This is a genomic window from Micromonospora sp. NPDC005172, from assembly GCF_040608555.1.
GTDB lineage: Bacteria > Actinomycetota > Actinomycetes > Mycobacteriales > Micromonosporaceae > Micromonospora.
In genome coordinates this window covers 129,564-155,484 of sequence record NZ_JBEXIL010000009.1, presented here as the reverse complement: position 1 = coordinate 155,484, position 25,921 = coordinate 129,564, and the positions used below count along the sequence as shown (strand labels likewise).

Genomic DNA, 25,921 nt, shown 5'->3' with positions numbered 1-25,921 from the left:
GGCGCGCGCGCCGGTGCCCGGCCCGACGGCCGGGTACGCGATCGGCGAGCGCGCTGCCCGGCGGTGCCGGCGCCCCTCCTGCCACCCCTTTCCGGGCGAGGTCCGATGAGAACCCGCGACTGGCCGATCCGCTCGAAGCTGACCGCGTTGGTCGTCGCGCCCGTGACGGCGCTCCTCGCGCTGTGGATCTTCGCGACGACGTTGACCTTCGGTCCCGCTCTGAACCTGCTCTCCGCGCGCACGCTGCTGTACGACCTGGGTCGCCCCGGCGAGGCGGTGGTGACCGAGCTGCAACGCGAGCGTCGACTGTCGGTGGTGCAACTCGCCGGGGACACCGAACTGCCCGCGTTGGCCGAGCAGCGGCAGCGTACGGACCGGGCGGTCGCCGAGCTGCGTCGCCGCGTCGAGGGGGAGGCGTTGCGCGACGCCGCCGACGACCTGCTTCAGGACCGCGTCGACCGGCTGGTCACCGCTCTGGCGGCGCTGCCGACGGGGCGGGACTTCATCGACGACGGGATGATGGACCGCGCGGGCGCCATCGGCCTCTACAGCGGCATGGTCTCGGCGGCCTTCCAGGCATTCTCCGCGATGGCGAATCTGAGCGATCCCGCCATCAACCGACAGGCGCTGGCCCTCACCACGCTGGGCCGCTCCCGGGAGCTGCTCGGCCAGACCGACGCCATGCTGGCCGGGGTGCTGACCGCCGGGAAGTTCGCCAACTCCGAGCACGCGCTGCTCGTACAGACCATCGGCAACCAGCGGTGGCTCACCGAGAGCGCGGTGGCCGACCTGCCCGAGGCCGCCCGCACCGCGTTCCAGCGGCTCAGCGAGAGCCGCGACTTCACCAGCCTGCGGGCCATGCAGGACGCGCTGATCGGGGCCAACAGGTCCGGCCGGCCACCGGTCGACGCCGCGTCGTGGCAGGCCAGCCACGACGCCGTACAGCAGCAGTTGCGCGACTTCGAGCTGGCCGAGGCCGACAACCTCACCGACCGCTCGGTGCCGATGGCCGTCGGGATCCTGGTCCGGCTCGCCGCCGCCGGGATTCTCGGTCTCGTCGCCGTGGTGGTGTCGGTGCTGGTCGCGCTGCGGGTCGGCCGCACCCTGGTCCGGCGGCTCAGCGGCGTCCGTACCGCCGCCCTCGAACTGGCCGAGCACCGACTGCCCGACGTGGTGACCCGGCTGCGTCGCGGCGAGCAGGTCGACGTCGCCCGCGAGGCGCCACCCCTGGAGTACGGTCACGACGAGATCGGCGAGGTCGGGCGGGCCTTCACCGAGGTGCAGCGCACCGCCGTCCAGGCCGCCGTGGACGAGGTCACCCTGCGCCGAGGGCTCAACGAGGTGTTCCTCAACATCGCCCGCCGCAGTCAGGGCCTGGTGCATCGGCAGTTGCACCTGCTGGACCGGATGGAGCGACGCGCCGAGGACCCGGACGAGTTGGCCGAGCTGTTCCAGGTGGACCACCTGGCCACCCGGCTCCGCCGGCACGCCGAGGACCTGGTCATCCTGGCCGGCTCCGCGCCGGGCCGGGGGTGGCGCAATCCGGTCGCGATGGTCGACCTGGTCCGCGGCGCGATCAGCGAGGTCGAGGCGTACGACCGGGTGGACTTCACCGCCGTGCAGTCGGCCGGCGTGCTGGGCCGGGCGGTCGGCGACATCATCCACCTGCTCGCCGAACTGGTCGAGAACGCCACCGCCTTCTCCCCGCCGGACACCCGGGTGACCATCAGCGGTGAGCAGACCCCCGAGGGGTACGTCCTGTCGGTCACCGATCAGGGGCTGGGCATGTCCGCCGCCGCGCTGGAGAACGCCAACACGCGGCTGACGAGCTCACCGGAGTTCGACCCGGCGCAGAGTGCCCGCCTCGGCCTGTTCGTGGTGGCGCGCTTGGCGGCGCGGCACTCCGTACGCGTACGACTGCGGTCCCCCGAGGACGGCGGCGTCACCGCGGTGGTGCTGATTCCCACGGACCTGGTCACCGCCGAGCCGCCGGCCGGCCCCGATCCGGCCTCGCTGCCGGCCGCGCCGGGTGATCGCCGGCTGATCCGACCCGTACGCCGAAGCACAGCTCCCCGGCCGCGCGCCGGCCGTACCGGCTCGTCCTCGGTCGTGACCAGCGACCCGCCCACCGTGACCCTGCCCACCGGCTCGACGTCCGATGGTTCGGACGGGAACAGCGAGCCGTCCTCGGACGCGACGGCGGACGATCTCGATGGGCTGCCCCGCCGGGTACGCCGGCGCACGCCCAACGCCCTGACCCGGTCCACCGCCGCCGACATGCCGTCGCCCCGGTCGCCGGAGGAGGTACGCCGGGTGATGGCGGCCCTGCAGGCGGGTACCGCCCGAGGTCGGGCTACCGTCGTCGCCCCGGGTACGACGGCGCGGCGCGGTACGCCCGCGCCTCCGCCCTCCGCAGCGCCGGTGATCCCGGCCGCTGCGCCCACGGTGGCCCCCGATGCGGTGCCCGCCGCCGACGCGCCCCCGACGGCTTCCGAACCGACCGCGACTGAGAGGGACGCCTAGTGCGGGAAACGACGAAGCAGAGCCCCGGCCTCGACTGGTTGCTCGACGAGCTGGTGCAACGGGTACCGGCCGCCCGGGAGGCGGTGGTGCTCTCCGCCGACGGACTGCTGCTCGGCTCGTCGGCCGAGTTGGAGCGCTCCGACGCCGAGCACCTCTGCGCGCTCGCCGCCGGCTTCTCCAGCCTGGCGCGGGGCGCGAGTCACCATGTGGACGGCGGTCCCGTCCGGCAGACCGTGGTGGAGATGGAGTCGGCGTACCTCTTCGTCACCACCGCCGGGCAGGGCACCTGCCTGGCCGTGGTGAGCGACGCGGACGCGGACATCGGCCTGGTCGCGTACGAGATGGCGATGCTTGTCATCCGGGTGGGGGAGAACCTGACCGCGTCGGCCCGACAGTCCGCGGATGCCGGTGATGCGGACTGAGCCGCCCGGCCCCCAGCACGAGTGGCTGGACGGCGACGCGGGCCCGGTGGTCCGCCCGTACACGCTCACCGGCGGTCGGGTGCGTTCCGCCGCCGGGTTCGACCTGGTCGCGTTCGTGCTGGCCGGCGCGGGCCACGACGCTGCGGCCCACCCGCAGTTGCCGCCGGAGCACCGGCGGCTGGTCGCGTTGGCCGGTCACCCCGTGTCGGTGGCCGAGCTGGCGGCCGAGCTGGACCTCGCGGTCGGCGTGATCCGGGTGCTGCTCGGCGACCTCCTGGCGCAGGGACTGGTCGCGGTGCACGAACCGCCGACCGGTGGCGACATTCCCAACGACGACATCCTCAAGGCGGTGGTCAGTGGACTCCGTGCGCTATGACCATGCGGGCTCAGCTCTCACCGTCCCGCTGGCACTGAAGATCCTCATCGCCGGGGGCTTCGGTGCCGGCAAGACGACACTGGTGAGTGCGTTGAGCGAGGTCCGGCCGTTGCAGACCGAGGAGGTGCTGACCGACGCCGGAATCGGCACCGACGACCTCTCTGGGGTGGAGGGCAAGACGACCACCACCGTGGCGATGGACTTCGGCCGGATCACCATCAACGACGACCTGCAGGTGTACCTGTTCGGCACGCCCGGCCAGGACCGGTTCTGGTTCCTCTGGGACGAGCTGGCCTTCGGTGCGCTCGGCGCGGTGGTGCTCGCCGACACCCGACGGCTGGCCGACTGCTTCCCCTCCATCGACTACTTCGAGCAGCGTGGCATCCCGTTCGTGGTGGGGGTGAACTGTTTCGAGGACACCCGTCGCTTCGACCTCGAGACCGTACGCCGAGCGCTCGACCTGGACCCGGACGTGCCGATGGTGCTCTGCGACGCCCGGGACCGGCAGTCCGGCAAGCTGGTATTGATCTCGCTGGTCGAGCACGTGGCCCGGCAGCGCGGCGAGCCGGTGCCGGCGACCTGAGCTGTCGTCGGGCGTCCGCGGACCGACCGGGCGTCGGAAAGCCGGTTAGCCGGTCGGCGTCGTGGGCAGCTCTGGTTGGATCTACGGAGATGTCGGCGCGAAGGGGTGCAGCGTGACTGGTCAGCACGAGATCGTCCATATCGGGGGTTACACCGCGCAGAGCGGCGGGCGGGCCAGCGGCATCGTCGCCGCCCAGCGGGACCCGGCCACCGGGGCTCTGACCCCACTCGGCACGGTGGCGGTCACGCCGTCGCCGTCGTTCCTCGTGCGGCACCCCACCCAGCCGGTGCTCTACGCGGTCAACGAGTTGACCGACGGCCAGGTCAGCGCCTGGCGGGTCGGGGCGGACGGCGCGCTGGACGCGCTCGGCAGCTTCTCGACCGGCGGTGCCGAGCCCTGCCACCTGGCGGTGCTGTCCGACGGGGGGCACCTGGTGGCCGCCAACTACGGCAGTGGGAGTGTCGCGGTCTTCCCGCTCGACGCCCAGGGTGCGCCCGGTGAGCGCACCGATCTCGTGGTGCACGAGGGCCACGGCGCCGACCCGGAACGCCAGGACCGGGCGCACGCCCACATGGTCAATCCGGACCGCGGCGGGGGGCCGCTGCTGGCGGTGGATCTCGGCACCGACTCGGTCTACCGGTACGACCTGGACACCGCGAGCGGGCGGCTGGTGCCGCGCGGTCCGCGGATGCGCACGGTGCCCGGCACCGGACCCCGGCACCTGGCCCGTCATCCCGACGGCCAGCGCTGCTACCTGGTCGGCGAGCTGGATGCTTCGGTCACCGCGTACGGGTTGTCCGACGATGGCGCGCTGCACCAACGGGGTCGGGTCGACGCGAGCGGCCGGACCGGTCACGTGCAGCCGTCGGAGGTCGCGGTGGACGAGGACGGGCGTTTCCTGTACGTCGCGAACCGGGGTGTCGGCACCATTGCCGTGTTCGACCTGGCCGGTGAGCTTCCCGCGCTGGTGTCCGAAGTGGACACCGGTGGAGAGTGGCCGCGACACTTCGCGCTGATCGGGGAGCACCTCTACGTCGCCGACGAGCGGGCGGACATGGTGCGGGTGTTCCGGCGGGACGCGAGCACCGGCATCCCGACCCCGGTCGGCGAGCCCGTTCCGGTGGCGAGCCCGACGTGCGTCCTTCCGTGAGGCGGACGTTCGACGGACGTGAATGCGAGAGCCGGACCGGTTTGGCAACGCCGTGGGGCGGATTCATCACTCTCTGTCGCTAAATGGTGATCAACTGTTTCTCCTGCGTAACTTTAGTCCGAACGGATGTGGCAGAGACGGCACCTAATACGCAAGATGGTCAGCGTGTCTGGCCGCCATCGAATGCGTTCGAAACTCCATCTAGCAGCCGCCGCCGCGACGGCGACGGTTCTCGTCGTCACCACCGGCGTCTGGTTCGGCTACAAGGAGCTGATCCAGCCCAGCTGTTCAGGGGAGATCCGGCTCGCCGTGGCGGTCGCCTCCGAGCTGGCCCCCGCGGTGGACGCCGCCGCCTCCCAGTGGGTCAAGGACGGTGCAGCGGTCGGCCCGACCTGCATCCGTGTCGATGTCTCGGCGTCCGATCCGGTCGACGTGGCTGCCGTGGTGGCCGCGAAGCACGGCGCGGTGCTCGCCGGCGTCGGGCAGGCCAGTGGCACGGCCGTCACCCCGGACGTCTGGGTGCCGGACTCCTCGACCTGGCTGCTGCGCCTCAAGAAGGACGCGACGGCGTTCGCGCCGACCAACGGCGCCTCCATCGCGCGCAGCCCGGTCGTCGTGGCGATGCCCGAGCCGGTGGCCACGAGGCTCGGCTGGCCCAACGCCAAGTTCACCTGGACCGATCTGCTCAAGCAGGTCAACAGCAGCAAACCACTGCGTACCGGAATCGTCGAGCCGACCCGGGACGCGGCGGGCCTGTCCGGCCTGCTCTCGCTGACCACGGCCGCCAGCGGCGCCGGCGGCGACGCCCAGCGCAACACCGTCGGGGCGCTGCGGGCGCTGGCCACCGGCCGCTCCTCGCTCCGCAACGACCTGCTGGCCCGCTTCCCGACCGCCACGGACCCGACCTCGATCGCCAGCGCTCTCGGTGCGGCTGCGCTGTCCGAGGAAGACGTGATCGCGTACAACAACAAGAAGCCCCCGGTGCCGCTCGCCGCGCTCTACATGGAGCCGGCCCCGATGCCGCTGGACTACCCGTACGCGGTGCTGCCCGGTATCGAGCCGACCAAGGCGGCGGCGGCGAAGGTGCTGTACGAGCTGCTCACCGCCCCGAAGTTCCGTGACCGCCTGGCGGCACAGTCGCTGCGCGGGCCGGACGGCAGTTGGGGTGCCGGCTTCAACGCGCCGCAGGGCGCCCCGAGCCCGGCCGGTGGCGCGTCGAGCGCCCCGGCGGCCGGCGGCACGGCGGCGGGCGGGTTGGACCCAGCCGCGATACAGCGTGTCGTGTCCAGTTGGTCGATCGCCACCCAGTCCGGCCGGATGCTCGCCGTCATCGACGTCTCCGGCTCGATGAAGGACGAGGTGCCCAGCGCCAACAACCGCAGCCGCGAGGAGGTCACCGTGGACGCGGCCCGCCGCGGCCTCGGGCTCTTCGACGACTCCTGGTCCATCGGCCTGTGGACCTTCTCCACCAAGCTCGTCGGCAACCGGGACTACCGCGAGCTGGTGCCGATCGGGCCGCTCTCCGGCCAGCGGGCCCAGTTGGAGGGCGCGCTCGCCACCGTCAAGCCGTCCAGCGGTGACACCGGCCTCTACGACACGATGCTGGCCGCGTACCAGGCGGTGCAGGAGGACTGGCAGCCCGGCCGAGTCAACTCGATCGTGCTGTTCACCGACGGCAAGAACGAGGACGACAACGGCATCAACCAGCAGCAGCTGCTCGCCAAGCTCAAGCAGATCGCCGACCCGGAGCGGCCGGTCCAGGTCATCATGATCGGTATCGGCGAGGGTGTCAGCAAGGCCGAGCTGGAGTCGATCACCAAGGTGACCGGCGGCGACGTCTTCGTCACCAAGGACCCGAGCGAGATCGGCAGCATCTTCCTCACCGCCATCGCACGGCGCCCACCAGCACCGCGCTGACCCGCCGCACAGCACAGGAACCCGTCGTACCGCCGAGCCGGTACGGCGGGTTCCTTTTATGGCTGCGGGATTGAGGAAAAGTGACGGCAATACGTCGGAAGCAATCGGCAGTCATAGTTGTCAGGGCAGGATGTCGACGTGTTCCGGCAATGTCGGTCCGCCTCTGGCCCGACCTGTCGGCCGGGGCCGTCCTGAGCAGAGTGGGAGGGCCGGTGACCGCGGCGACACTGTTGACCCCCGCCGACAGCTCGGCGACGTCAAAGGACCGTCCGAGCGGCCTGGTGGCCCGGGCCGACGAACGTTCCTACATTCGCGTCCTGGTGGTGCTGGACACCACCATCCTCATCATCGCGTTGTTCGTCGGCTACGTCGGCCGGTTCGGTGACGAGGAGCCGGTCGGCTCCAAGATCCCGTACGTGCTGGTGGCGCCCGGTCTGGTCCTGGCCTGGCTGATCTCCCTCAAGGCGCTCGGGTGCTACGACGACCGGGTGGTCGGCTACGGGGCGGACGAGTACCGGCGGGTCAGCTCGGCGAGCCTACGACTGGCCGGAGCGATCGCCATCGCCGGTTACATCGCCGACGTCGGCGTCTCCCGTGGCTTCCTCGGCATCTCCTTCGCGGTGGGCACCGTCGGGCTGGAGATGACCCGGTTCGCGGCGCGCAAACGCCTGCACCGGGCCCGTTCGAAGGGTGCCGGCTGGTCCCGTCGGGTGCTCGTCGTCGGCGACACCGCGCACGTCCTGGAACTCGTGCACACCCTGCGGCGCGAGCCGTACGCCGGCTACCAGGTGGTCGGCGCGTGCATCCCCGACGCGTTGCTCGCGCCGGTGGCGCAGCGGCTCGGCGACGTGCCGGTGGTGGGGTCGTTCCGGGGCATCCCGGAGGCCGCGACCGCGATCGGCGCGGACACGGTGGCGGTGACCGCCTCCGGCGAGCTGACCGCGGCCCGACTGCGCCGGCTCGGTTGGCAGCTGGAGGGGACCGGCGTCGACCTCGTGGTGGCCCCCGCGCTCACCGACGTGGCGGGCCCGCGGATCCACACCCGCCCGGTCGCCGGACTGCCCCTGATCCACGTCGAGGCACCCGAGTTCCGCGGCGCGCGCAAGCTGGTCAAGGGCTTCGTCGACCGGTCGATGTCGTCGATCGCCCTGGCGCTGCTCCTGCCGCTGATCGCGGTCATCGCGTTGGCCATCAAACTGGACAGCCGGGGGCCGGTGTTGTTCCGGCAGGTCCGGGTGGGCCGGGGTGGGCAGGAGTTCGGGGTGTTCAAGTTCCGGACGATGGTGGTCAACGCCGACGCGCTGCTCGCCGAGTTGGCGATCCGCAACGAGACCGACGGCCTGATGTTCAAGATGCGTGACGACCCCCGGGTGACCCGGGTCGGTCGGCTGCTGCGCAAGTGGTCGCTGGACGAGCTGCCGCAGCTGGTCAACGTGCTGTTGGGCCAGATGAGCCTCGTCGGGCCGCGTCCGCCGCTGCCGTCCGAGGTGGCCCGCTACGACGGCGACGTGGCTCGGCGACTGCTGGTCAAGCCCGGCATGACCGGGTTGTGGCAGGTCAGTGGCCGGTCCGACCTGAGTTGGGAGGACGGCATCCGACTCGATCTCTACTACGTGGAGAACTGGTCGCTCGCCGCCGACCTCACCATTCTGTGGAAGACCGCCGGCGCGGTGCTGAACAGCCGCGGCGCCTACTGACCGGCGCCGCTCAGAACTGCGGCCCGGTCCAGTCCAGGCAGACCACCACGGCGTCGTCGACCAGGTCGCCGGCCACGAAGGCGCGCAGGTCACCGAGCAGCGACCGGACGGCGTCCAGCGGTTCCATCGGGCCGGTCCGTCGCAGGAACCGGTCCAGCGCCGTCTCGCCGTAGCGCACGTTCCGCCCAGTGGCCTCCACGACGCCGTCGCTGACGACGAACAACCGGTCGCCGCGTTCCAGCGTGAACGTCTGCTCGTGGTAGTCGGTCGCCTCGAACATGCCGAGCGGGAACTGCGCCTCCAACGGCTGCTCGGTGACCTCGCCGCGGCGCAGGAGGACGAGCCGTGGCGAGCCGGCGTCCACCACCGTCATCGTCCCCGAGCGCAGGTCCAACTCCATCAGTAGCGCCGAGAGGTGCCGCTTGCCCCGGTACTCGTCGTAGACGGCCTGGTCGGCGAGAGCAGCCTGGTCGCCCAGACCGAGGCCGGCCCGGCGGGCGTTGCGCAGCGCGTGGGTGGCCAGCGACGTGAGCAGTGCTGCCGCGACACCCTCACCGCTGCCGTTGACCGTCGAGAGCCAGAGCCGTTCCCCGTCGTCGGACCAGTCGAAGCTGTCACCGCGCACGGCGTACGCCGGTTCGAGCTGCCCGGCCAGGCTGAACGACGTCCGGACCCGGCTGCGGCCGGGCAGCAGGTCCCACTGCATCTCGGCGGCCAGCGTGAGCCGCTGACTGCGCCGCGCGACGCTGTAGACGTCGGTGCCGGGGGAGACTGCGGCCAGCTCGTGTGCGAGCGAGGTGGCGATGTCCGCCAGCTCGCCGAGCACCCCTGCGTCGTCGGCCACCGGCGCGAGCCGCAGGACGCCCCGGCGTTCGCCGCGCATGGTGACCGGCAACCAGGCGACACCGTCGACCACGATGGGTGACTGGTGGTCGAACGCGCGCCAGGCGGGGTGCCCCGCACCCCGGAGAGCGTCACCCTCGCTGAGCGGCAGCAGCTCCGCGAGGCGGTAGTCGACCTGGTACAACTCGGTCTCGCTGATCCCGTACGCCTGGTCGAGGACCCGGCCGACACCACCCACGAGGCGGTCGGCGGGTGTCTCGTTCAGGGTGCGGCGTGCCCGATCGACCGGTTCGCTCATCAGGCCTCCTTGATCAGAGCTCGACCACCAGCGGGTTCGGAGTAGTCTCGGGCCACCATGGCCGAACACAACGGTCCACCGGACCCTGCGACGAGTATGGCCGCCGCCCTGGACGCGGCGGCGGGTGCCCTGTTGGGCGTCTGGGACTCCGCCCGCGAGGCGACCGCCAGCCGAGTCTCCGGTGCCCAACTTCGGGCGGTGATGGTCGTGGAGCAGTACGACGGGATCAACCTACGCCGGCTCGCGACCCGACTGGACATGTTGCTGAGTTCCGCCAGCCGGCTCTGCGACCGGTTGGTCGCGGCCGGCATGCTGGAGCGCGAGCCGGGCCGCTTCGACCGGCGGGAGATCTCGCTGCACCTCACTCCCGAGGCCCGCCGGCTCCTCGCGGAGTTGCGCACCGACCGCCAGGAGCGGCTCGCCGCCGTGCTGGCGGCGATGACCCCGGCCGGCCGTGCCGCGCTGGTGAGCGGGGTGCGGGAGTTCGACGAGGTCGCGCGTCGGCAGCAGGCGCGGAGCACGCCGGACGACGACCGGCCGGGTGGGCGAGGGGACTGGCCGCACGACCCGGACCGGCCCGACGGGCCGGTGCGGGAGTCGTCGAAGCAGCCGGACCGGCCGACCCGACAGGTGTGGCAGAGCGGGCCGGCGGGTCCGGAGCGGATGACGGGTACGCCGCGCGAATGGCCCACCGGGGAACCGCCCGTGGCGCGGACCGCCTGAAGGGGTCCGGTACGCGGGTCAGCCTGGTGTCGACGCGCACATCGCCAGCATGGCGATGTCGTCGTGAGCCTGCCCGCCCACCCACTCGTCGACCACCTGGAGCAGCCTGTCGACCAGGGCAGCCGGCGGCAGATCGGCTGCCGCGGCGAGCGCGGCGCGCAGCCGGTGCTCACCGAACTTCTCCACGTGCGCCGGGCCGCCGTTCGCCTCGGTCACCCCGTCGGTGTACGCGAGGAGCAGGTCGCCCGGGTCGAGGTGTACCCGCACCTCGGTGAACCGGGCGTCGGCCAGCGCGCCGACCGGCATCCCGCCGACCGGGACTCCGGCGACGGAACCCGAGGCGGTGACCAGCAGCGGCGCGGGGTGGCCGCCGCCGGCGATCCGCAGGTCCACCCCCGTCGGCCCGTGCTCCAGCGACCCGAGCAGCAGGGTGGTGAGCTGGCTGCGCCGTGCCGCGTCGGGCGCGTCGAAAAGGGTGCGGTTGAGCAGCTCGATCAGCGCCAGCGGTCGCTGCTCGACGAGTCGTAACGTCTGTAGCGACTGACGGACCCGGCCGGTCAGCACCGCCGCTCCGACGCCCCTACCGGACACGTCACCCAGCGCGAACAGCGCTCCCCGCGGCTGCGGGAACACCTCGTAGAAGTCCCCGCCGATGCGCATCGTGTCGCCTGCGGACCGGTAGCCGCCGCCCATCCGCACGCCCGGCACCGTCGGCAGGTCCGGCGGGAGCAGGCTGGTCTGCAACACCCGGGCCAGGTGGGCCTGCTCGCCGTACAGCTCGGCGGCGGCCAGCGCCGCGCCGGCCCGAGCGGCGAACTCGCGGGCCAGCTCGCGGTCGCGGGTGTCGAAGTCGGCCCGCCCGGCTCGGCGGACGAGCAGCAGAGCGCCGGCCGGACCGCCGGGGCCGCGCATCGGGCTGACCAGCACCGCGCCCGGCCGGCCGAAGCCGGGCGGGAGCAGGACGGCCAGGTCGGTGACGTCGTCGGCGTCCAGCCCGGGTGTCGGCTCGGTGGTTTCGCCGTCGAGCGCCGCGCCCAGGCCGGGGACGAGGTCGGTCAGCTCCGGTCCGGTCACCCCGGTCACCGGGCCCGGCTCGTCGTCGGCGTACCGCGTGAAGCGAGGGCGCGGCTCGGCCGGCGCGGCGGGACGGAGCAGGGCCACGGCGGCATCGGCCAGGTACGGCACGGCGAGGGTCACGGTGGTACGGAGTGTCTGGTCCCGGTGCAGTGCGAGCCCGAGCCGGCTGCCGGCCTGGGCGAGGAAGGCCGTCCGGGAGCGCTCGGCCAGCAGGGCGTCGGTGCGGGCGTGCTCCTCGGTGACGTCGCGGACGTACCAGGCGTACCGGTTGCCCGCGAGCTGCCGCCGGGCGCCGTGCAGGTGGCGGCCGTGGTGCTCGGCCTCGAAGGCGCCGGTGCCGTCGTGTACGGCCCGGGCCAGCGCCACCACCGGGCACCGGGACAGCTCGACGCCCGGGACGAGCTCCGGGAGCAGGGCCGCCGCCCGGGCGTTGACCAGGGTCACCCGGCCGGTCTCGTCGGTCGTCAGCACCGCCTCGGCGAGCCCGTCGAGCAGCTCGCGGGCCAATGGCGAGTCGGCCGACAGCGGGCTTCCGGCGTGGCAGGTCGGACGGCGCGACGCGGGCTCGTCACCGCCGACCGGACCGGCGATGCCGCCCCGTCGGATCGTGGTCACCGCCCGACGCCGGCCCGCGTCCGACGACCTGTGCGCATGCTGCTCCTCGGCTCCTCACCTGCCGGTCGTTGCTCGATGGCAAGCGTACCGAGGCGCACCGACACGACCGGAGGCCGTCGCCTCCGGTCAGCCGGCGCGACCCAGCCAACCGGCGGGGCGGGCGACGATCCGCCGTACCACCGAGCCGGCCGCGCCCACGGCGGCGGCCTCCGGCCCGAGGGTCGAGGGGCGGACCGAGACCGGCGACCAGGCGGCGGTGAGTACCCGGGCCCCGATCTCGGCGAGCACCGGCGGGCAGAGCCAGGGTGCCAGCGGGGCGTACCCGCCGCCGAGGACCACGGTGTCCAGGTCCAGCAGGTTCACGACACTGGCGACCGCCACCCCGAGGGCCGTGCCGGCGTCGTGCAGCGCGCGCAGCGCGTCCGGGTCACCGGCCTCGGCCAGCTCGGCCAGCCGGGCCGTGGCGGTGTCGGCGGGAAGCTCGGCCCGCACCAGCCCGGCGGCGGTGACGATCGCCTCCTGGCCGGCGTACTGCTCCAGGCAGCCGCGCCCTCCGCAGCGGCAGGGCCGCCCCTGCGGATGCACGGGGAAGTGCCCGATCTCGCCACTCCAGCCGCGTACGCCGCGGAACAGCGCGCCGTCCAGGACGATCCCCGCGCCGATGCCGACCTCGCCGGAGATGTGCAGGAAGCTGGCCGGGCCGGGTGGCCGGGAGTGCAGCTCGCCGAGCGCCGCGAGGTTGGCCTCGTTGTCCACCACCAGCGCCGGTACGCCCGGCACCTGGTCGGTCAGGGCCGGGTGCGCGCTGAGCAGCTCGGGCACCGGCACGTCCCGCCAGCCGAGGTTCGGCGCGAGCCGGACCTGCCCGGAGTCGTCGATCAGGCCGGGTACGGCGAGCGCGGCCCCGGCGAGGGTGAGGCCCTGTCGGGCCGCGTCGGCGCGGGCGTGCCCGGCGAGGTCGACGAGTCGGGCCAGGGCGTCCTCGGGCGCGACGGGGCGCAGGTCGGCCCGGTGCACGGTGCGGTGGCGGACCTGACCGGCGAGGTCGACGACGCACACCGTCAGATAGTCGACGTTGACCTCGAGACCGAGCCCGGCCGGACCCGTGTCGGCCAGGACGAGTCCACGCGCCGGACGGCCGGCCCCGGCCCGGGGCGCCGGGTCGGCCTCGCTGACCAGTTGGCCCGCGAGCAGGTCCTCGACGACCGCGGAGACGGTGGCCCGGGTCAGGCCGGTGGCCGTGGCCAGGTCGGCCCGGGACGGGGGGCGGTCGGCGGCGGCGATCCGGCCGAGGACCAGGGCGAGGTTGAGCTCGCGCAGGCTGCCCTGACGGGCCGCGCCGGCCGGGGCGTGGGTGGGGCTCACCCCTTGACACTGCCATAGGGCGGGCAAATAATTCAATCGCTGAACAAATACCTGACACCACCATCCCGGAGGTCACCCATGGCACCTCGTCCCACCCCCGCCGACAAGTTCTCCTTCGGGCTCTGGACCGTGGGCTGGCAGGCCCGCGACCCGTTCGGCGACGCGACCCGCCCCGAGCTGGACGCCGTCGAGGCCGTGCACCGTCTCGCCGAGCTGGGCGCGTACGGCATCACCTTCCACGACGACGACCTGATCCCGTTCGGCGCGGACGCCGCGACCCGCGACCAGCACATCGCGCGGTTCCGCAAGGCCCTCGACGAGACCGGCCTGGTGGTGCCCATGGTCACCACCAACCTCTTCACCCACCCGATCTTCAAGGACGGCGGCTTCACCAGCAACGACCGCGAGGTCCGCCGCTTCGCGCTGCGTAAGGTGCTGCGCCAGGTCGACCTGGCCGCCGAGCTGGGCGCGAGCACCTTCGTCATGTGGGGTGGCCGCGAGGGTTCCGAGTACGACCTCGCCAAGGACGTCCAGGCCGCCCTGGACCGGTACCGCGAGGCCGTCAACCTGCTCACCCAGTACTCCATCGACAAGGGCTACAACCTGCGCTTCGCGCTGGAGCCCAAGCCCAACGAGCCGCGCGGCGACATCCTGCTGCCCACCATCGGGCACGCCCTCGGCTTCATCTCCCAGTTGGAGCACCCGGAGCTGGTCGGCCTCAACCCGGAGGTCGGGCACGAGCAGATGGCCGGGCTCAACTACGCCCACGGCATCGCCCAGGCGCTCTGGCAGGGCAAGCTCTTCCACCTGGACCTCAACGGCCAACGTGGCATCAAGTACGACCAGGACCTGGTCTTCGGTCACGGTGACCTGATGAACGCGTTCGCCCTGGTGGACCTCCTGGAGAACGGCGGCCCGAACGGCGGGCCGACCTACGACGGTCCCCGGCACTTCGACTACAAGCCCTCGCGTACCGAGGACATGGACGGTGTCTGGGCGTCGGCCGCGGCGAACATGAGCACCTACCTGCTGCTCAAGGAGCGCGCGGCGGCGTTCCGCGCCGACCCGGAGGTCGTCGAGGCGCTGGCCGCCAGCAAGGTCGGCGAGCTCAGCACGCCGACGCTCGGCGACGGCGAGGGCTACGAGGAGTTCCTCGCCGACCGGTCCGCGTTCGAGGACGTCGACGTCGACGCGGTCGCCGCCCGGGGCTTCGGCTTCGTCCGGCTCAACCAGCTCGCCGTCGAGCACCTGCTCGGCGCTCGCTGAGGCCCCGCCATGCCGCTGGTCGCGGGCGTTGACTCGTCCACACAGTCCTGCAAGGTGGTCATCCGGGACGCGGAGACCGGCGCCCTGCTCCGGCAGGGCCGGGCGCCGCACCCGGACGGCACCGAGGTCGACCCGGAAGCCTGGTGGAAGGCGCTGCGCAGCGCCGTCGACGAGGCCGGTGGGTTGGCCGACGTCGCCGCGGTATCGGTCGCCGGCCAGCAGCACGGCATGGTCTGCCTCGACGAGGCGGGCGGGGTGGTCCGTCCGGCCCTGCTGTGGAACGACACCCGCTCTGCCGACGCCGCCGCCGACCTCGTCGAGGAGGCCGGCGGCGGCGAGGCGGGGCGTCGTTTCTGGGCCGACGCCACCGGCAGCGTGCCGGTGGCGAGCTTCACCATCACCAAGCTGCGCTGGCTGGCCCGTCACGAGCCGGAGCAGGCCGCCCGGGTGGCCGCCGTGTGCCTGCCGCACGACTGGCTGACCTGGCGGCTGGCCGGCGCGCCCGGTCTGTCGGCGCTGCGGACCGACCGGGGTGACGCCAGCGGCACCGGCTACTGGTCCCCGGCCACCGGTTCCTACCGTCCGGACCTGCTGGAACGGGCTTTCGGTCGGCAGCTCGTGGTGCCCGAGGTGCTGGGCCCGGCCGACTCGGCCGGCCGGCTGAGCGATGACCTGGGCAGCGCGGTGCTGGGCGCGGGCACGGGCGACAACGCCGCCGCCGCGTTCGGCGTCGGCGCCGGGCCCGGCGACGTGGTCGTCTCGATCGGCACGTCCGGCACGGTGTTCAGCGTGGCCGACGTGTCGGCGGCCGACGACAGCGGTGCGGTGGCCGGCTTCGCCGACGCGTCCGGCCGCTTCCTGCCGCTGGTCTGCACGCTCAACGCCGCGCGCGTGCTGGACGCCGCCGCCACGATGCTCGGCGTCGACCTGGACGCGCTCGCCGAGCTGGCCCTGTCCGCACCCGCTGGAGCGGACGGGCTGGTCATGGTGCCCTACCTGGAGGGTGAGCGCACGCCCAACCGTCCGCTGGCCACCGGCGCGGTGCACGGCCTGACCCTGCGCACCTCGACCCCCGCGCACCTGGCCCGGGCCGCCGTGGAGGGCATGCTCTGCGCCCTCGCCGACGGTCTGGACGCGCTGACCGCGCAGGGTGCCACCGTCCGCCGGGTCATCCTGGTCGGCGGTGGGGCACGGTCGGCAGCGGTCCGCCGCATCGCACCGCAGGTCTTCGGCTGCCCGGTCGTCGTCCCACCCGCCGGGGAGTACGTCGCCGACGGGGCCGCCCGCCAGGCCGCCTGGGTCGCCCTGGGCGGTGCGACGGCACCGCAGTGGGAGGTCAAGGGCACCGAGGAGTACGCGGCGGAGCCCGTCCCCGCCGTCCGTGAGCAGTACGCCGCAGCCAGCGGACTGGTGCTCGACCGGCGCTGAGCGTCGGATCGACCGGGTGGGCGTCGGTCAACGGTGATCGACGTCCACCCGCGTGCCAACCGGCTCGGCCGAGTCTGATTGGCTGCTGGTCATGACGGTGACCAGTGGCGGGCGGGAGCAACGCTCGCACGGCCGGGGCGGCGGCCCGGTGCACCGGCTGTACAGCGTCGTGGTGTTCGTGGTGCTCGCCTCGCTGGACAACGTGGCGATCGGGCTCGTCCCCCCGCTGTACGGGCCGATCGCCCGGACGTTCGACGTCTCGGCCGGGCTGCTGGGCCTGGTCACCGCCGTCAGTTTCCTGGTCAGCGCGGTCGCTGCGGTCGGCTGGGCGTACGTCGGCGACCGCAGCAACCGCAAGCCCCTGCTCATGGTGGGCACGCTGCTCTGGGCGGCGGGCACCGGCGGCAGCGCGCTCGCTGGCGGGTACCTCACGTTCCTGGCCACCCAGCTCGTCGCGGCGATCGGCCTCGGCGCGGTGGGCTCGGTCGGCTTCTCGGTGGTCACCGACCTGATCTCACCGGCCCGGCGCGGGCTGGTGATGAGTTTCTGGGGGCTCTCCCAGGGTGTCGGCACGCTCGCCGGCACGCTTGTCGGCGGGCTGCTCGGGGCGAACGACTGGCGGCGGCCGTTCCTGTTGCTGACCGGGGTGGGCGTCGCCGCGACCCTGGCGTACCTGTTCACCTACGACATCCGACGCGGCCAGAGCCAGCCGGAGCTGGCTGGCGCGCTGGATGCCGGCGCCGAGTACGACTACCGGATCAGCCGGGCCGATCTGCCACGCATCCTGGACCGGCGGACCAACCGGTGGCTGATCCTGCAGGGTCTGACCGCGCAGGCCGCCTTCGGCTCGCTGGTGTGGCTGCCGAGGCTCTTCGCCGAGCGGGCCGAGGCCCAGGGCTACTCCGAGTCCACGGCGGTGGTGGTCGGCAGCGTGTTCGCCACCCTGTTCCAGCTCGGCGGTGTGCTGTCCATCGTGGGTGGCCTGATCGGCGACGCGGTGCAGCGACGTACCCCTCGGGGGCGGGCCCTGGTCGCGGCGGTCGGCATCCTCGCCGCGCTGCCGTTCTACCTGGTGTTGTTCTTCGTGCCGGTGACCATCGACGTGCCGGACGACGCGGGCGGCGGCGCGGTCGTCGGCGCGGTGCTGGCAAGCGTGATCACCGAGCCGTCGGTCGGGCTGAGCCTGCTCACCGCCGTGGTGGCGCTCGCGTTGACCTCGGCCAACTCGCCGAACTGGTTCGCGCTGATCGCCGACGTGAACCCGCCGGAGCACCGGGGGACCGTCTACAGCCTTGGCAACCTGGTCAACGGGGTCGGTCGCGCGGCCGGCAACGGGCTGGTCGGGGTGGCCTTCCAAGCGCTGCGAACGGCATTCCCTCCACCACTGAACTTCGCCGTCGGGCTGGCCGCGTTCCAACTCTTCTTCATCCCGACGGGCGTCATGTACTGGCTCGCGTCCCGCAGCTCACCAACGGACATCAAGAACGTGCACGGCCTCCTGGAAACCCGCGCCACGCGTCTCTGACCCACCCCCTCCCTCCCCACCCTCCCCCTCCCCACCCTCCCCCCTCCCCACCCTCCCCCCTCCCCACCCCGCGATCTTGCACTTTCTGTCGCGACAAAGCGCCCATGCAGGCTTACCTCGGCGACAGAAAGTGCAAGATCGGCGCTGTTGCGGTGGGGTGTGGATCAGCTGCGGAGCCAGACCGTCACGTCGGTGGGGATCGTGCCTTCGGTCAGGGGTGCGCTGGTGGCTAGTACCTCGGCGTTGGGCGGGAGCGGCACGGGGGCGTCGCCGAAGTTGGTCAGCACGGTCAGCTCACCGTTGCGGAACACCAACGTCTCGTCATCGGAGGACAGCCACTCGAGCGTGCCCCGGCCCAGACCGTGGGCACGGCGCAGCCGCAGCGCCTCGCGGTACAGCTCGTACGTCGAGCCGGGCACGTCGCGCTGCCGGTCCAGCGCGTACTCCGCCCAGGACGGCGGCTGCGGCAGCCAGCTCGCGTCGGTGGGCCCGAAGCCGTACGACGGGGCGTCGGCCTCCCACGGGATCGGCACCCGGCAGCCGTCGCGGCCCCGCTGGGTGTGCCCGCTGCGTGCCCAGGTCGGGTCCTGTCGGGCCTCGTCCGGCATCGTGGTGTGCTCGGGCAGGCCCAGCTCCTCGCCCTGGTAGAGGTACGCGGAGCCGGGCAGGGCGAGCATCAGCAGGGTAGCCGCCCGCGCCCGGCGTAGACCGAGCGCGGCGTCCGGCTGCGGGTCACCGATACCGATGCCGTTGGGCCGGCCGCCACCGATCGCCAGACCGAGCCGGGAGGCGTGCCGCACCACGTCGTGGTTCGACAGCACCCAGGTCGTCGGCGCGCCGACCGAGTCGGTCGCCTCCAGGGACCGGGTGATCACCGCGTACTGGGCCGGAGCGGTCCACGCGGCGAGCAGGTACTCGAAGTTGAACGCCTGGTGCATCTCGTCCGGGCGGACGTAGCGGGCCAGGCGCTCGGCCGGCTCCACCCACGCCTCGGCGACCAGTACCCGGTCGCCCGGGTAGCTGTCCAGGACCTGCCGCCACTGCCGGTAGATCTCGTGCACGCCCTCCTGGTCCCACATCGGCGGCCGCGGCTTGTCGATCTCGTTGCCGGAGAGGATCTCCTGGGGCTCCTGCCAGTCGGGCAGGTTGGCCTGCTTGATGAGGCCGTGCGCGACGTCGACCCGGAACCCGTCCACCCCGCGGTCCAGCCAGAACCGCAGGACATCCAGGAACTCCTCGTGTACCTCCGGGTTGTCCCAGTTGAGGTCCGGCTGGCCGGTGTCGAACAGGTGCAGGTACCACTGGCCGGGCTGCCCGTCCGGATCGACCGTCCGGGTCCAGGCCGGGCCCCCGAAGACGCTCTGCCAGTCGTTCGGCGGCTGGTCCCCGGCCGGGCCGAGGCCGTCCCGGAAGATGTACCGGGACCTCGGGAGGCTGCCCGGGCTGGCGGCCAGCGCCTCCTGGAACCAGCGGTGCGCCGACGAGGTGTGGTTGGGCACCAGGTCGACGATCACCCGCAGGCCGCGGGAGCGGGCCTCGGTGAGGAGCTTGTCCGCGTCGGCGAGGGTGCCGAACAGTGGGTCGACGTTCCGGTAGTCGGCCACGTCGTACCCCGCGTCGGCCTGCGGGGACGGATAGAAGGGGGACAGCCACACCGCGTCCACCCCCAGCTCGACCAGGTGGTCGAGACGGGCGGTGATGCCCGGCAGGTCGCCGACCCCGTCGCCGTCGGAGTCGGCGAACGAGCGTGGGTAGATCTGGTAGATGGCGGCCTCGGTCCACCAGCCGGTGGGGGTCTGCTGAGTCGGGTCGGTGTTCAGGGTCGTCTCCCGTGTCGTGCCGTGGTTGATGTGTCAGTGTGCCCGGGGTGGTGCGGTGGACTCCCGGACGACCAGCCGAGTGGGCAGGATCACCGGCGAGTCGCCGTCGGCGGTGCGTTGACCGACGACCGGGCCCAGGTTGCGGTCCGCGAGCGGATCGAGCAGCATCCGGGCGGCCAGCCGCCCCTGCTCCGCGGCGGGCTGCGCGATGGTGCTCAGACCCAGCACGCCGGCGAGGTCGTGGTCGTCGATGCCGACCACGCTGACGTCCTGCGGTACGCGCAGCCCGGCATCGCGCAGGGCCGTCATCGCGCCCATCGCCATCTCGTCGCACGCGGCGACGATCGCCGTCGGCGGTTCACCGCGCGCCAGTAGTTCGGCGGCGGCCCGGTTGCCGCCGTCGATCGTGAACGACGACTCGACGTCCAGGCCCGGGTCGGGTCGCAGGCCGGCGGCCCGCAGCTCGGCCTGGTAGCCCCTGCGTCGGTCGAGGTGGGTGGTGTACGCCAGCTCGTCGTCGGGGTCCCCGGAGATGTGCGCGATCCGGTGGTGGCCGAGGTCGATCAGGTGGCGGGTGGCCATCCGCGCGGCGGCCACGTCGTCGATCCGTACGCAGGGCCAGTTGGGTACCCTGCTTCCGGAGCTGATGGTCACCCCGGGCAGGTCCAGGGCGGCCAGCGCGGTCCGGTCGGACGGGCGCAACGGCGTGGCGACCAGCATGATGGCATCGACCCGCTTGTGCAGGTTGGCGGTGCGCAGCACCCGCTGGCGGATCTGCTCCCGACCGCCGAGGTTGTAGAGCAGCAGGTCGTAGCCGGAGTGGTGAAGGTACTCCTCGACGGCCTCGACGACGGTACTGAAGAACCAGCGGGTGATCCGGGGTACCACCACCGCGACGGTGCCGGTGCGACCACCGGCGAGCCGGGACGCGCTCGGCGAGACCGCGTAGTCCAACTGCTCGGCGGCAGCGAGTACGCGGCGTCGGGTGGCGGCCGAGACCGTCGGCAGCCCGCGCAGCGCCCGCGAGACGGTGGCCGTCGAGACCCCGGCCAGCCGGGCGACGTCATCTATCTTCGTCATGGTTCCCCCGCTCGGTACCCGTTGCCCGCCGCCGCCCTCAGGGGTCGGGCGGCGGCGGGCAGGCGGGTCAGCCCTTGACGCTGCCGGCGAGCAGACCTCGCACGAAGAAGCGTTGCAGGGACAGGAATACGACGAGCGGTACAACGATCGAGACGAACGCGCCAGCGGTGAGCCGTTGCCACTCGTTGCCCCGCGTGCCGGCCATCTCGGCGAGCCGGACCGTGAGCGGGGCGGTTTCGTTGCCGCCACCGGCGAAGATCAGCGCGACCAGCAGGTCGTTCCAGACCCAGAGGAACTGGAAGATGCCGAACGCGGCCAGCGCCGGGGTGATCAGCGGCAACACGATGGTGCGGAAGATCTTCGGGTGGGTGGCCCCGTCGACCCGGGCCGCCTCCATCAGGTCTCCGGGGAGCTGCGAGATGAAGTTGTGCAGCAGGAAGACCGCGAACGGGAGCGCGAAACAGGTGTGCGCGAACCACACCTGGGCGAACTTCTGTTCGTCGACCAGGCCCCAGGCCGGCATCAGGGTGACGCCGCCGAGGGTGACGCCGGTGGAGAAGAACTTCAGTAGCGGCACCAGGGCCATCTGCAGGGGAACGATCTGCAACGCGAAGATCGCGATGTAGAGCCAGTCCCGCCCGCGGAAGTTGATCCACGCCAGCGCGTACGCGGCGAGGGACGCGAAGGCCAGCGGGAAGAGCACCGACGGGATGGTGATCGCCAGCGAGTTGATGAAGTAGCTGGCGAGCTGCCCCGACGACGCTGACCGCCCGAAGAGGACCTGTTGGTAGTTCTCGAGGGTGAACTGCGGGTTGGTGAACGCCGTCCACCAGCCGGTCGTCTTGATCTCGTCCTCCGGCCGGAGTGAGGAGATCAGCAGGCCGAAGGTCGGAATCGTCCAGACGACCGCGATGACGATCGAGACGAGCGTCGCCGTACGGCTGTTCAACCGCTTGCGAACCCGCCTGGCGGTGGACGTGGCGTCGGCGGTCTTCTGGGTGCCGGCGGCGACGGTGGGCGTTGCGGTCGTCATCTCAGCCCTCCCGCTGCTGACGGAGGTTGCGGATCTGGTAGATCACGACCGGGATGACCAGGATGAAGAGGAAGACCGCGAGCGCGGAGCCCTGCCCGTTCTGGCCGTACCGGAAGGCCTGGTTGTACATCTCGCTGGCGATCACGCTCGTGTCGTAGTTGCCGTTGGTCGAGGTCCGGACGATGTCGAAGACCTTGAGCGTGGCGATCGTGAGCGTCACCACCACGACGATCAGTGCCGGCCGGATGCTCGGCATGGTGATCTGCCAGAACATCTGCCACGGGCTGACACCGTCGAGCCGGGCGGCTTCGACGATGTCACCGGGGATGGCCTTGATAGCGGCGGAGAGCACCACCATGGCGAAGCCGGCCTGGATCCAGACCATGATGACGATCAGCAGCAGCGTGTTCAGGGGTGATTCGAGCAGCCACTGCTTCGGCTCACCGCCGAGGCTGACGACGATCTGGTTGAGCAGGCCGATCTGGTCGCCCTCGCCGCGGTACGCGTAGACGAACTTCCAGATGATGCTGGCGCCGACGAACGAGATGGCCATCGGTAGGAAGATCAGTGACTTGGCGACCGCCTCGAAGCGGGCCTTGTCCACCAGCACGGCGTAGATGAGGCCGAAGGCGGTTGCCACCAGCGGGACCAGGAGCACCCAGACCAGGGTGTTGATCAGGACCCGGAGCATCGAGCTGTCGGAGAACATCCAGCCGTAGTTGCGCAGCCCGACCCATTCGGTGCTGCCCCCGTTCATCAGGGAGAGCAGCATGGTGCGGATGGCCGGCACGACAAGACCGATGGTGAGCAGCAGCAGCGTCGGCAGCAGGAAGAACAGCGCGAAGAGCCCTTCCCGCTGCTTGGGCCGCCGGGTCAGTGGCGTGCCACTGACGGAAGCGGCGACGAGCTGAGCTTCCCGCCGTCGGGCGAACCAGGCCGGTACGACATCGAGCAGCAGGAGCAGACCGCCCACCACCAGCACGAAAGCGACCAGCCCGTACATCAGCATGAGGAGCTTCGGCTGCTCATCGGCGAAGTCGAACTCCATCAACCCTCCCTCTCGGGTCCAAATTGGCCGGTGGCCCGGCTCGCGGACGCGAACCGAGCCACCGCCGTGATCACTTCGGCCAGCTGCTCTCGATGCCCTGGAGCACCGGGGCGGTCTGCTTGCCGTTCAGCCAGTCGACCATGCCCTTCCAGAACGTTCCCGCGCCGACGGCGGCCGGCATCAGGTCGGATCCGTCGAAGCGGAAGGTGCCCGTCTTGTCCTGGAGGATCTCAACGGAGAGCTTGTCGATCGGGCTGGCCACGTTGGCGATGTCCAGCTTGTTGTTCGCCGTGACCCAGTTACCGAGCTTCGCGCGGCTGTTCACGTACTCGGCGGAGGCGAGGTAGGTCTGCACCGCCTGCACCTCCGGACGGTCGGCGTACGCGACGACGAACTCGCCAGCGCCGAGGACCGGCTTGCCCTTGGCCGGGTCGATGGCCGGGAAGTAGAACGCGAACGCGTCACCGTCCTGGGCCACCTTGGTGCCCTCGGGGAACTGGTTGGCGTAGAACGACGCCTGCCGGTGCATGGCGCACTTGCCGGTGGTCACCGGCAGACCGGCCTCCTGGAAGGCGGTGGTGGTGATGCTCTTGACCCCGCCGAAGCCGCCGTTGACGTACTTCTCGTTCTTGAGGATGCTGCCGGCGCGGTCGACCGCGTCGACGATCTTCGGGTCGTTGAAGGGGATGGCGTGGGTGGTCCACTGGTCGTAGACCTCGGGGCCCTGCGTCCGCAGGATCACGTCCTCGATCCAGTCGGTGGCCGGCCAGCCGGTGGCGTCACCGGACTCGACGCCCACGCACCAGGGCTTCATGCCGCTGGCGGCGATCTTGTCGCTCAGCGCGATGAGCTGGTCCCAGGTGGTCGGAACCTCCCAGCCCTTCTCCTTGAAGGTCTTGGGCGAGTACCAGACGAAGGACTTGACGTTGGCGCCGAGCGGCACGCCGTAGAGCGTCCCGTTGACGGTGCCGTACTTCAGCCAGTCGGCCGGCATGTTCTGCTCGGCCAGGGCCTTGGTGTCGGCGCTGAGGGACTTCAGCTTGCCGGCGTCCGCGAACCGCTTCACGAGGCCCGGCTGGGGCACGAAGGCGATGTCGGGGGCGTTGCCGCCGTCGACGCGGACGGGGAGCTGCGCCTCGAACTCGCCGCTGCCCTCGTAGGCGATCTCGATGCCGGTGCAGTCGGTGAACTGCGACCAGGACCGCTCCAGCAGGTCGGCCTCGGCGTCACGGATGGACGCGTAGATGGAGACCTTCTTGCCGTCGTTGCCCTGGTACTTCTCGTACGGGGCACACTCGGCAGATCCTGCTTTGTCGCTCTTCTTGTCATCGCCGGTACCGCAAGCGGTGGCGCTGAGCGCCAGCCCGAGTACACCGGCGATCACGAAGGCCTGGCGTGGTCTGGTAAAGACCGCCATGCCGTCCTCCTTCCTAGCCGGCGTGGTCTCGCTGACGACCCGCGCCGGTCCGATTGGGCGTGCACACATGTAAGCGCTTGCATCGGGTCTGGTCCACCCCCTGCCAGACACGAGCGAGTAACAATCCGGAAACCTTCGAGTTGCCTGGTGGGCGCGCTGCGGGGACAGGCTGGGGACTCTTTCGAAGATTGACGATATCTGTCAGGCTAGGGCCACCTCATCGAAGGTTTTCGACATAGGAGGAGCTGTATGCGCAAGCGGTGGATGAGCCTGCTGGTGACGGGTCTGCTCGTCGGGGGAGCGCTGGTGCCGGCGACCCCGGCGCTGGCCGCGCCGACCTTCAAGGTGCCGTTCCCGTGCGGCCAGTCCTGGTCCGGGCAGACGCGGTCGGACCACAGCCCGGCGTACGCCGTCGACTTCAACCGCACCGACGACCTCGGCGACCCCGTGGTGGCCAGCGCCCCCGGCACTGTCGACCGGGTCACCGACCTCGGCGGCACCAGCTACGGCAAGTACGTCCGGATCGACCACGGTGGCGGCTACACGACCTACTACGCCCACCTCAACGGCTTCAACGTCTCGGTCGGGCAGACCGTCGGCTACGGCAAGGTGCTCGGCTGGGTCGGCAGCACCGGCGGATCCACCGGACCCCACCTGCACTACGAGCAGCGCCTCAACGGCAGTGACATCCAGGTCAGGTTCAACGGCACCCTCGCGCTGTACTGGGGCAGCAAGAGCTACACCAGCAACAACGGCTGCTCCTCGGGCACCGGCAACGCCACTGTCGACACCAGTGGCACGCCGCTGACCGTCCGCTCCGGCCCCGGCACGGGCTACGCGTCGGTGGGCACCGTCGCCGACGGCACCCGGGTGACCATCGCCTGCCAGACCAGCGGCACCACGGTCACCGGTACCTACGGCACCAGCTCGATCTGGGACCGTATCGGCAGCGGTCGCTACATCGCGGACGCGTACGTCTACACCGGCTACGACGGCTACATCCCGGGCATCCCCCGCTGCTGACCCCCTGTGGTCTCCGGCGGGGTGACCCGCCGGAGACCTGCCGGTCCGTCAGACGTTCAGCCGCCAGATCGACAGGTTCAGCGCGGCGGCGAAGGTGACCCACGCCCAGTACGGCAGCAGCAGCGCCGCCGCGACCCGGGACACCCGGGCGAAGAGCACCACGGTGAGGCCGATCGCCAGCCACATCACGACGATCTCGGCGAACGCCAACCCGTACCGCCCCGCGCCGAAGAACAGTGGCGTCCAGATGGCGTTGAGCACGAGTTGGGCGGTCCACGCCCACAGGGCGGGGGAGAAGCCGACCCTGCGCCAGACCAGCCAGCCGGCGACGGCGATCAGCGCGTAGAGAACCGTCCATACCGGGCCGAAGAGCCACGACGGCGGTGCCCAGTCCGGCTGGCGCAGGCTCGCGTACTCGTCGGTGGTGCCCCGCACTCCGAGCCCGCCGATCGCGGCCGCGACGAAGACCGCCGCCGCGAAGCCGGCGAGCGCCCAGCGCGACCGCCGGCCTGAGGCGGGCCGTGCCTCGCGAGATATCTCCATGGTCGAGATATTTCCACCGAGCGTCAGGTCAAACACCAAAAAAGCGCCGGGGCCGCTGCGGCCGGTGCTTCTGTCGGGAGGACGAAGCTCCGGTCGCGGCGACCCCGACGGGTCCCGGTTTTCGTGAAGAGTGTGGTTGGAAGGACGAG

21 protein-coding genes are annotated in these 25,921 nt (G+C 71.7%); 12 read left to right on the top strand and 9 right to left on the bottom strand.

Going from position 1 to position 25,921, the window contains the following annotated elements; genetic code table 11:
• The first annotated feature begins 105 nt into the window (after positions 1 to 105).
• The 7 genes from ABZV06_RS09050 (at position 106) to ABZV06_RS09020 (ending at position 8,668) form a co-directional block, all read left to right on the top strand.
• Positions 106 to 2,523, top strand: a complete 2,418-nt coding sequence (locus ABZV06_RS09050; RefSeq protein ID WP_355619912.1) for a nitrate- and nitrite sensing domain-containing protein — start codon at positions 106 to 108, stop codon at positions 2,521 to 2,523.
• Complete coding sequence (locus ABZV06_RS09045) at positions 2,523 to 2,945, top strand: roadblock/LC7 domain-containing protein (protein ID WP_355241896.1); 423 nt, start codon at positions 2,523 to 2,525, stop codon at positions 2,943 to 2,945. The genes ABZV06_RS09050 and ABZV06_RS09045 overlap by 1 nt, the downstream gene beginning before the upstream one ends.
• A complete protein-coding gene (locus tag ABZV06_RS09040; protein ID WP_355241893.1) occupies positions 2,935 to 3,321 on the top strand; it encodes a DUF742 domain-containing protein in 387 nt (128 codons plus the stop codon). Before ABZV06_RS09045 ends, ABZV06_RS09040 begins: the two co-directional genes overlap by 11 nt.
• Positions 3,302 to 3,904, top strand: a complete 603-nt coding sequence (locus ABZV06_RS09035) for an ATP/GTP-binding protein (protein ID WP_355619909.1) — start codon at positions 3,302 to 3,304, stop codon at positions 3,902 to 3,904. Before ABZV06_RS09040 ends, ABZV06_RS09035 begins: the two co-directional genes overlap by 20 nt.
• A gap of 112 nt (positions 3,905 to 4,016) precedes the next feature.
• Complete coding sequence (locus ABZV06_RS09030) at positions 4,017 to 5,054, top strand: lactonase family protein (RefSeq protein WP_355619906.1); 1,038 nt, start codon at positions 4,017 to 4,019, stop codon at positions 5,052 to 5,054.
• A gap of 183 nt (positions 5,055 to 5,237) precedes the next feature.
• Positions 5,238 to 6,971 (top strand): substrate-binding domain-containing protein, encoded by a 1,734-nt coding sequence (locus tag ABZV06_RS09025; protein WP_355619903.1) that lies wholly within the window; start codon positions 5,238 to 5,240, stop codon positions 6,969 to 6,971.
• Between the two features lie 212 nt (positions 6,972 to 7,183).
• Entirely contained in the window at positions 7,184 to 8,668 is a 1,485-nt protein-coding gene (locus ABZV06_RS09020) for a sugar transferase (RefSeq protein WP_355241881.1), read from the top strand.
• 10 nt (positions 8,669 to 8,678) lie between these two features.
• Here the strand turns inward: ABZV06_RS09020 and ABZV06_RS09015 are convergent, their stop codons facing one another.
• The gene (locus tag ABZV06_RS09015; protein WP_355241878.1) at positions 8,679 to 9,809 is read right to left on the bottom strand and encodes a PP2C family protein-serine/threonine phosphatase; all 1,131 of its coding nucleotides are present in this window, start codon (positions 9,807 to 9,809) and stop codon (positions 8,679 to 8,681) included.
• 57 nt (positions 9,810 to 9,866) lie between these two features.
• On the opposite strand from ABZV06_RS09015, the gene ABZV06_RS09010 reads away from it, so the two are divergent.
• A complete protein-coding gene (locus ABZV06_RS09010; RefSeq protein WP_355619900.1) occupies positions 9,867 to 10,532 on the top strand; it encodes a MarR family transcriptional regulator in 666 nt (221 codons plus the stop codon).
• Positions 10,533 to 10,550: 18 nt separating this feature from the next.
• Here the strand turns inward: ABZV06_RS09010 and ABZV06_RS09005 are convergent, their stop codons facing one another.
• Both ABZV06_RS09005 and ABZV06_RS09000 read right to left on the bottom strand, forming a co-directional pair.
• A complete protein-coding gene (locus ABZV06_RS09005; RefSeq protein WP_355241872.1) occupies positions 10,551 to 12,224 on the bottom strand; it encodes a PP2C family protein-serine/threonine phosphatase in 1,674 nt (557 codons plus the stop codon).
• Between the two features lie 126 nt (positions 12,225 to 12,350).
• Positions 12,351 to 13,589, bottom strand: a complete 1,239-nt coding sequence (locus ABZV06_RS09000; protein WP_355619897.1) for an ROK family transcriptional regulator — start codon at positions 13,587 to 13,589, stop codon at positions 12,351 to 12,353.
• A 78-nt stretch (positions 13,590 to 13,667) separates the two neighbouring features.
• On the opposite strand from ABZV06_RS09000, the gene xylA reads away from it, so the two are divergent.
• From xylA to ABZV06_RS08985, 3 genes are all read left to right on the top strand, one after another.
• Positions 13,668 to 14,855, top strand: a complete 1,188-nt coding sequence (gene xylA, locus ABZV06_RS08995) for a xylose isomerase (RefSeq protein ID WP_355241866.1) — start codon at positions 13,668 to 13,670, stop codon at positions 14,853 to 14,855.
• A 9-nt stretch (positions 14,856 to 14,864) separates the two neighbouring features.
• Complete coding sequence (xylB, locus tag ABZV06_RS08990) at positions 14,865 to 16,283, top strand: xylulokinase (RefSeq protein ID WP_355619894.1); 1,419 nt, start codon at positions 14,865 to 14,867, stop codon at positions 16,281 to 16,283.
• A gap of 91 nt (positions 16,284 to 16,374) precedes the next feature.
• On the top strand, positions 16,375 to 17,808 hold the full coding sequence (locus tag ABZV06_RS08985) for an MFS transporter (RefSeq protein WP_355619891.1): 1,434 nt from the start codon (positions 16,375 to 16,377) through the stop codon (positions 17,806 to 17,808).
• Between the two features lie 164 nt (positions 17,809 to 17,972).
• On the opposite strand, the gene ABZV06_RS08980 is transcribed toward ABZV06_RS08985, so the two are convergent.
• The 5 genes from ABZV06_RS08980 to ABZV06_RS08960 form a co-directional block, all read right to left on the bottom strand.
• A complete protein-coding gene (locus tag ABZV06_RS08980) occupies positions 17,973 to 19,628 on the bottom strand; it encodes a glycoside hydrolase family 13 protein (RefSeq protein WP_355619961.1) in 1,656 nt (551 codons plus the stop codon).
• A 33-nt stretch (positions 19,629 to 19,661) separates the two neighbouring features.
• A complete protein-coding gene (locus tag ABZV06_RS08975; protein ID WP_355241857.1) occupies positions 19,662 to 20,708 on the bottom strand; it encodes a LacI family DNA-binding transcriptional regulator in 1,047 nt (348 codons plus the stop codon).
• A gap of 67 nt (positions 20,709 to 20,775) precedes the next feature.
• A complete protein-coding gene (locus ABZV06_RS08970; RefSeq protein ID WP_355241854.1) occupies positions 20,776 to 21,741 on the bottom strand; it encodes a carbohydrate ABC transporter permease in 966 nt (321 codons plus the stop codon).
• Position 21,742: 1 nt separating this feature from the next.
• Complete coding sequence (locus tag ABZV06_RS08965) at positions 21,743 to 22,789, bottom strand: sugar ABC transporter permease (protein WP_355241851.1); 1,047 nt, start codon at positions 22,787 to 22,789, stop codon at positions 21,743 to 21,745.
• Between the two features lie 70 nt (positions 22,790 to 22,859).
• Positions 22,860 to 24,206: an ABC transporter substrate-binding protein gene (locus tag ABZV06_RS08960; protein WP_355241848.1), complete on the bottom strand. Its 1,347-nt coding sequence runs from the start codon at positions 24,204 to 24,206 to the stop codon at positions 22,860 to 22,862.
• Between the two features lie 249 nt (positions 24,207 to 24,455).
• Between ABZV06_RS08960 and ABZV06_RS08955 the strand changes: the two genes are divergently transcribed.
• On the top strand, positions 24,456 to 25,229 hold the full coding sequence (locus ABZV06_RS08955) for a peptidoglycan DD-metalloendopeptidase family protein (protein WP_355241845.1): 774 nt from the start codon (positions 24,456 to 24,458) through the stop codon (positions 25,227 to 25,229).
• A 48-nt stretch (positions 25,230 to 25,277) separates the two neighbouring features.
• Here the strand turns inward: ABZV06_RS08955 and ABZV06_RS08950 are convergent, their stop codons facing one another.
• Positions 25,278 to 25,772 carry a TspO/MBR family protein gene (locus ABZV06_RS08950; RefSeq protein WP_355241842.1) on the bottom strand — a complete coding sequence of 165 codons (495 nt, stop codon included), beginning with the start codon at positions 25,770 to 25,772 and terminating at the stop codon, positions 25,278 to 25,280.
• Between the last annotated feature and the right edge of the window lie 149 nt (positions 25,773 to 25,921).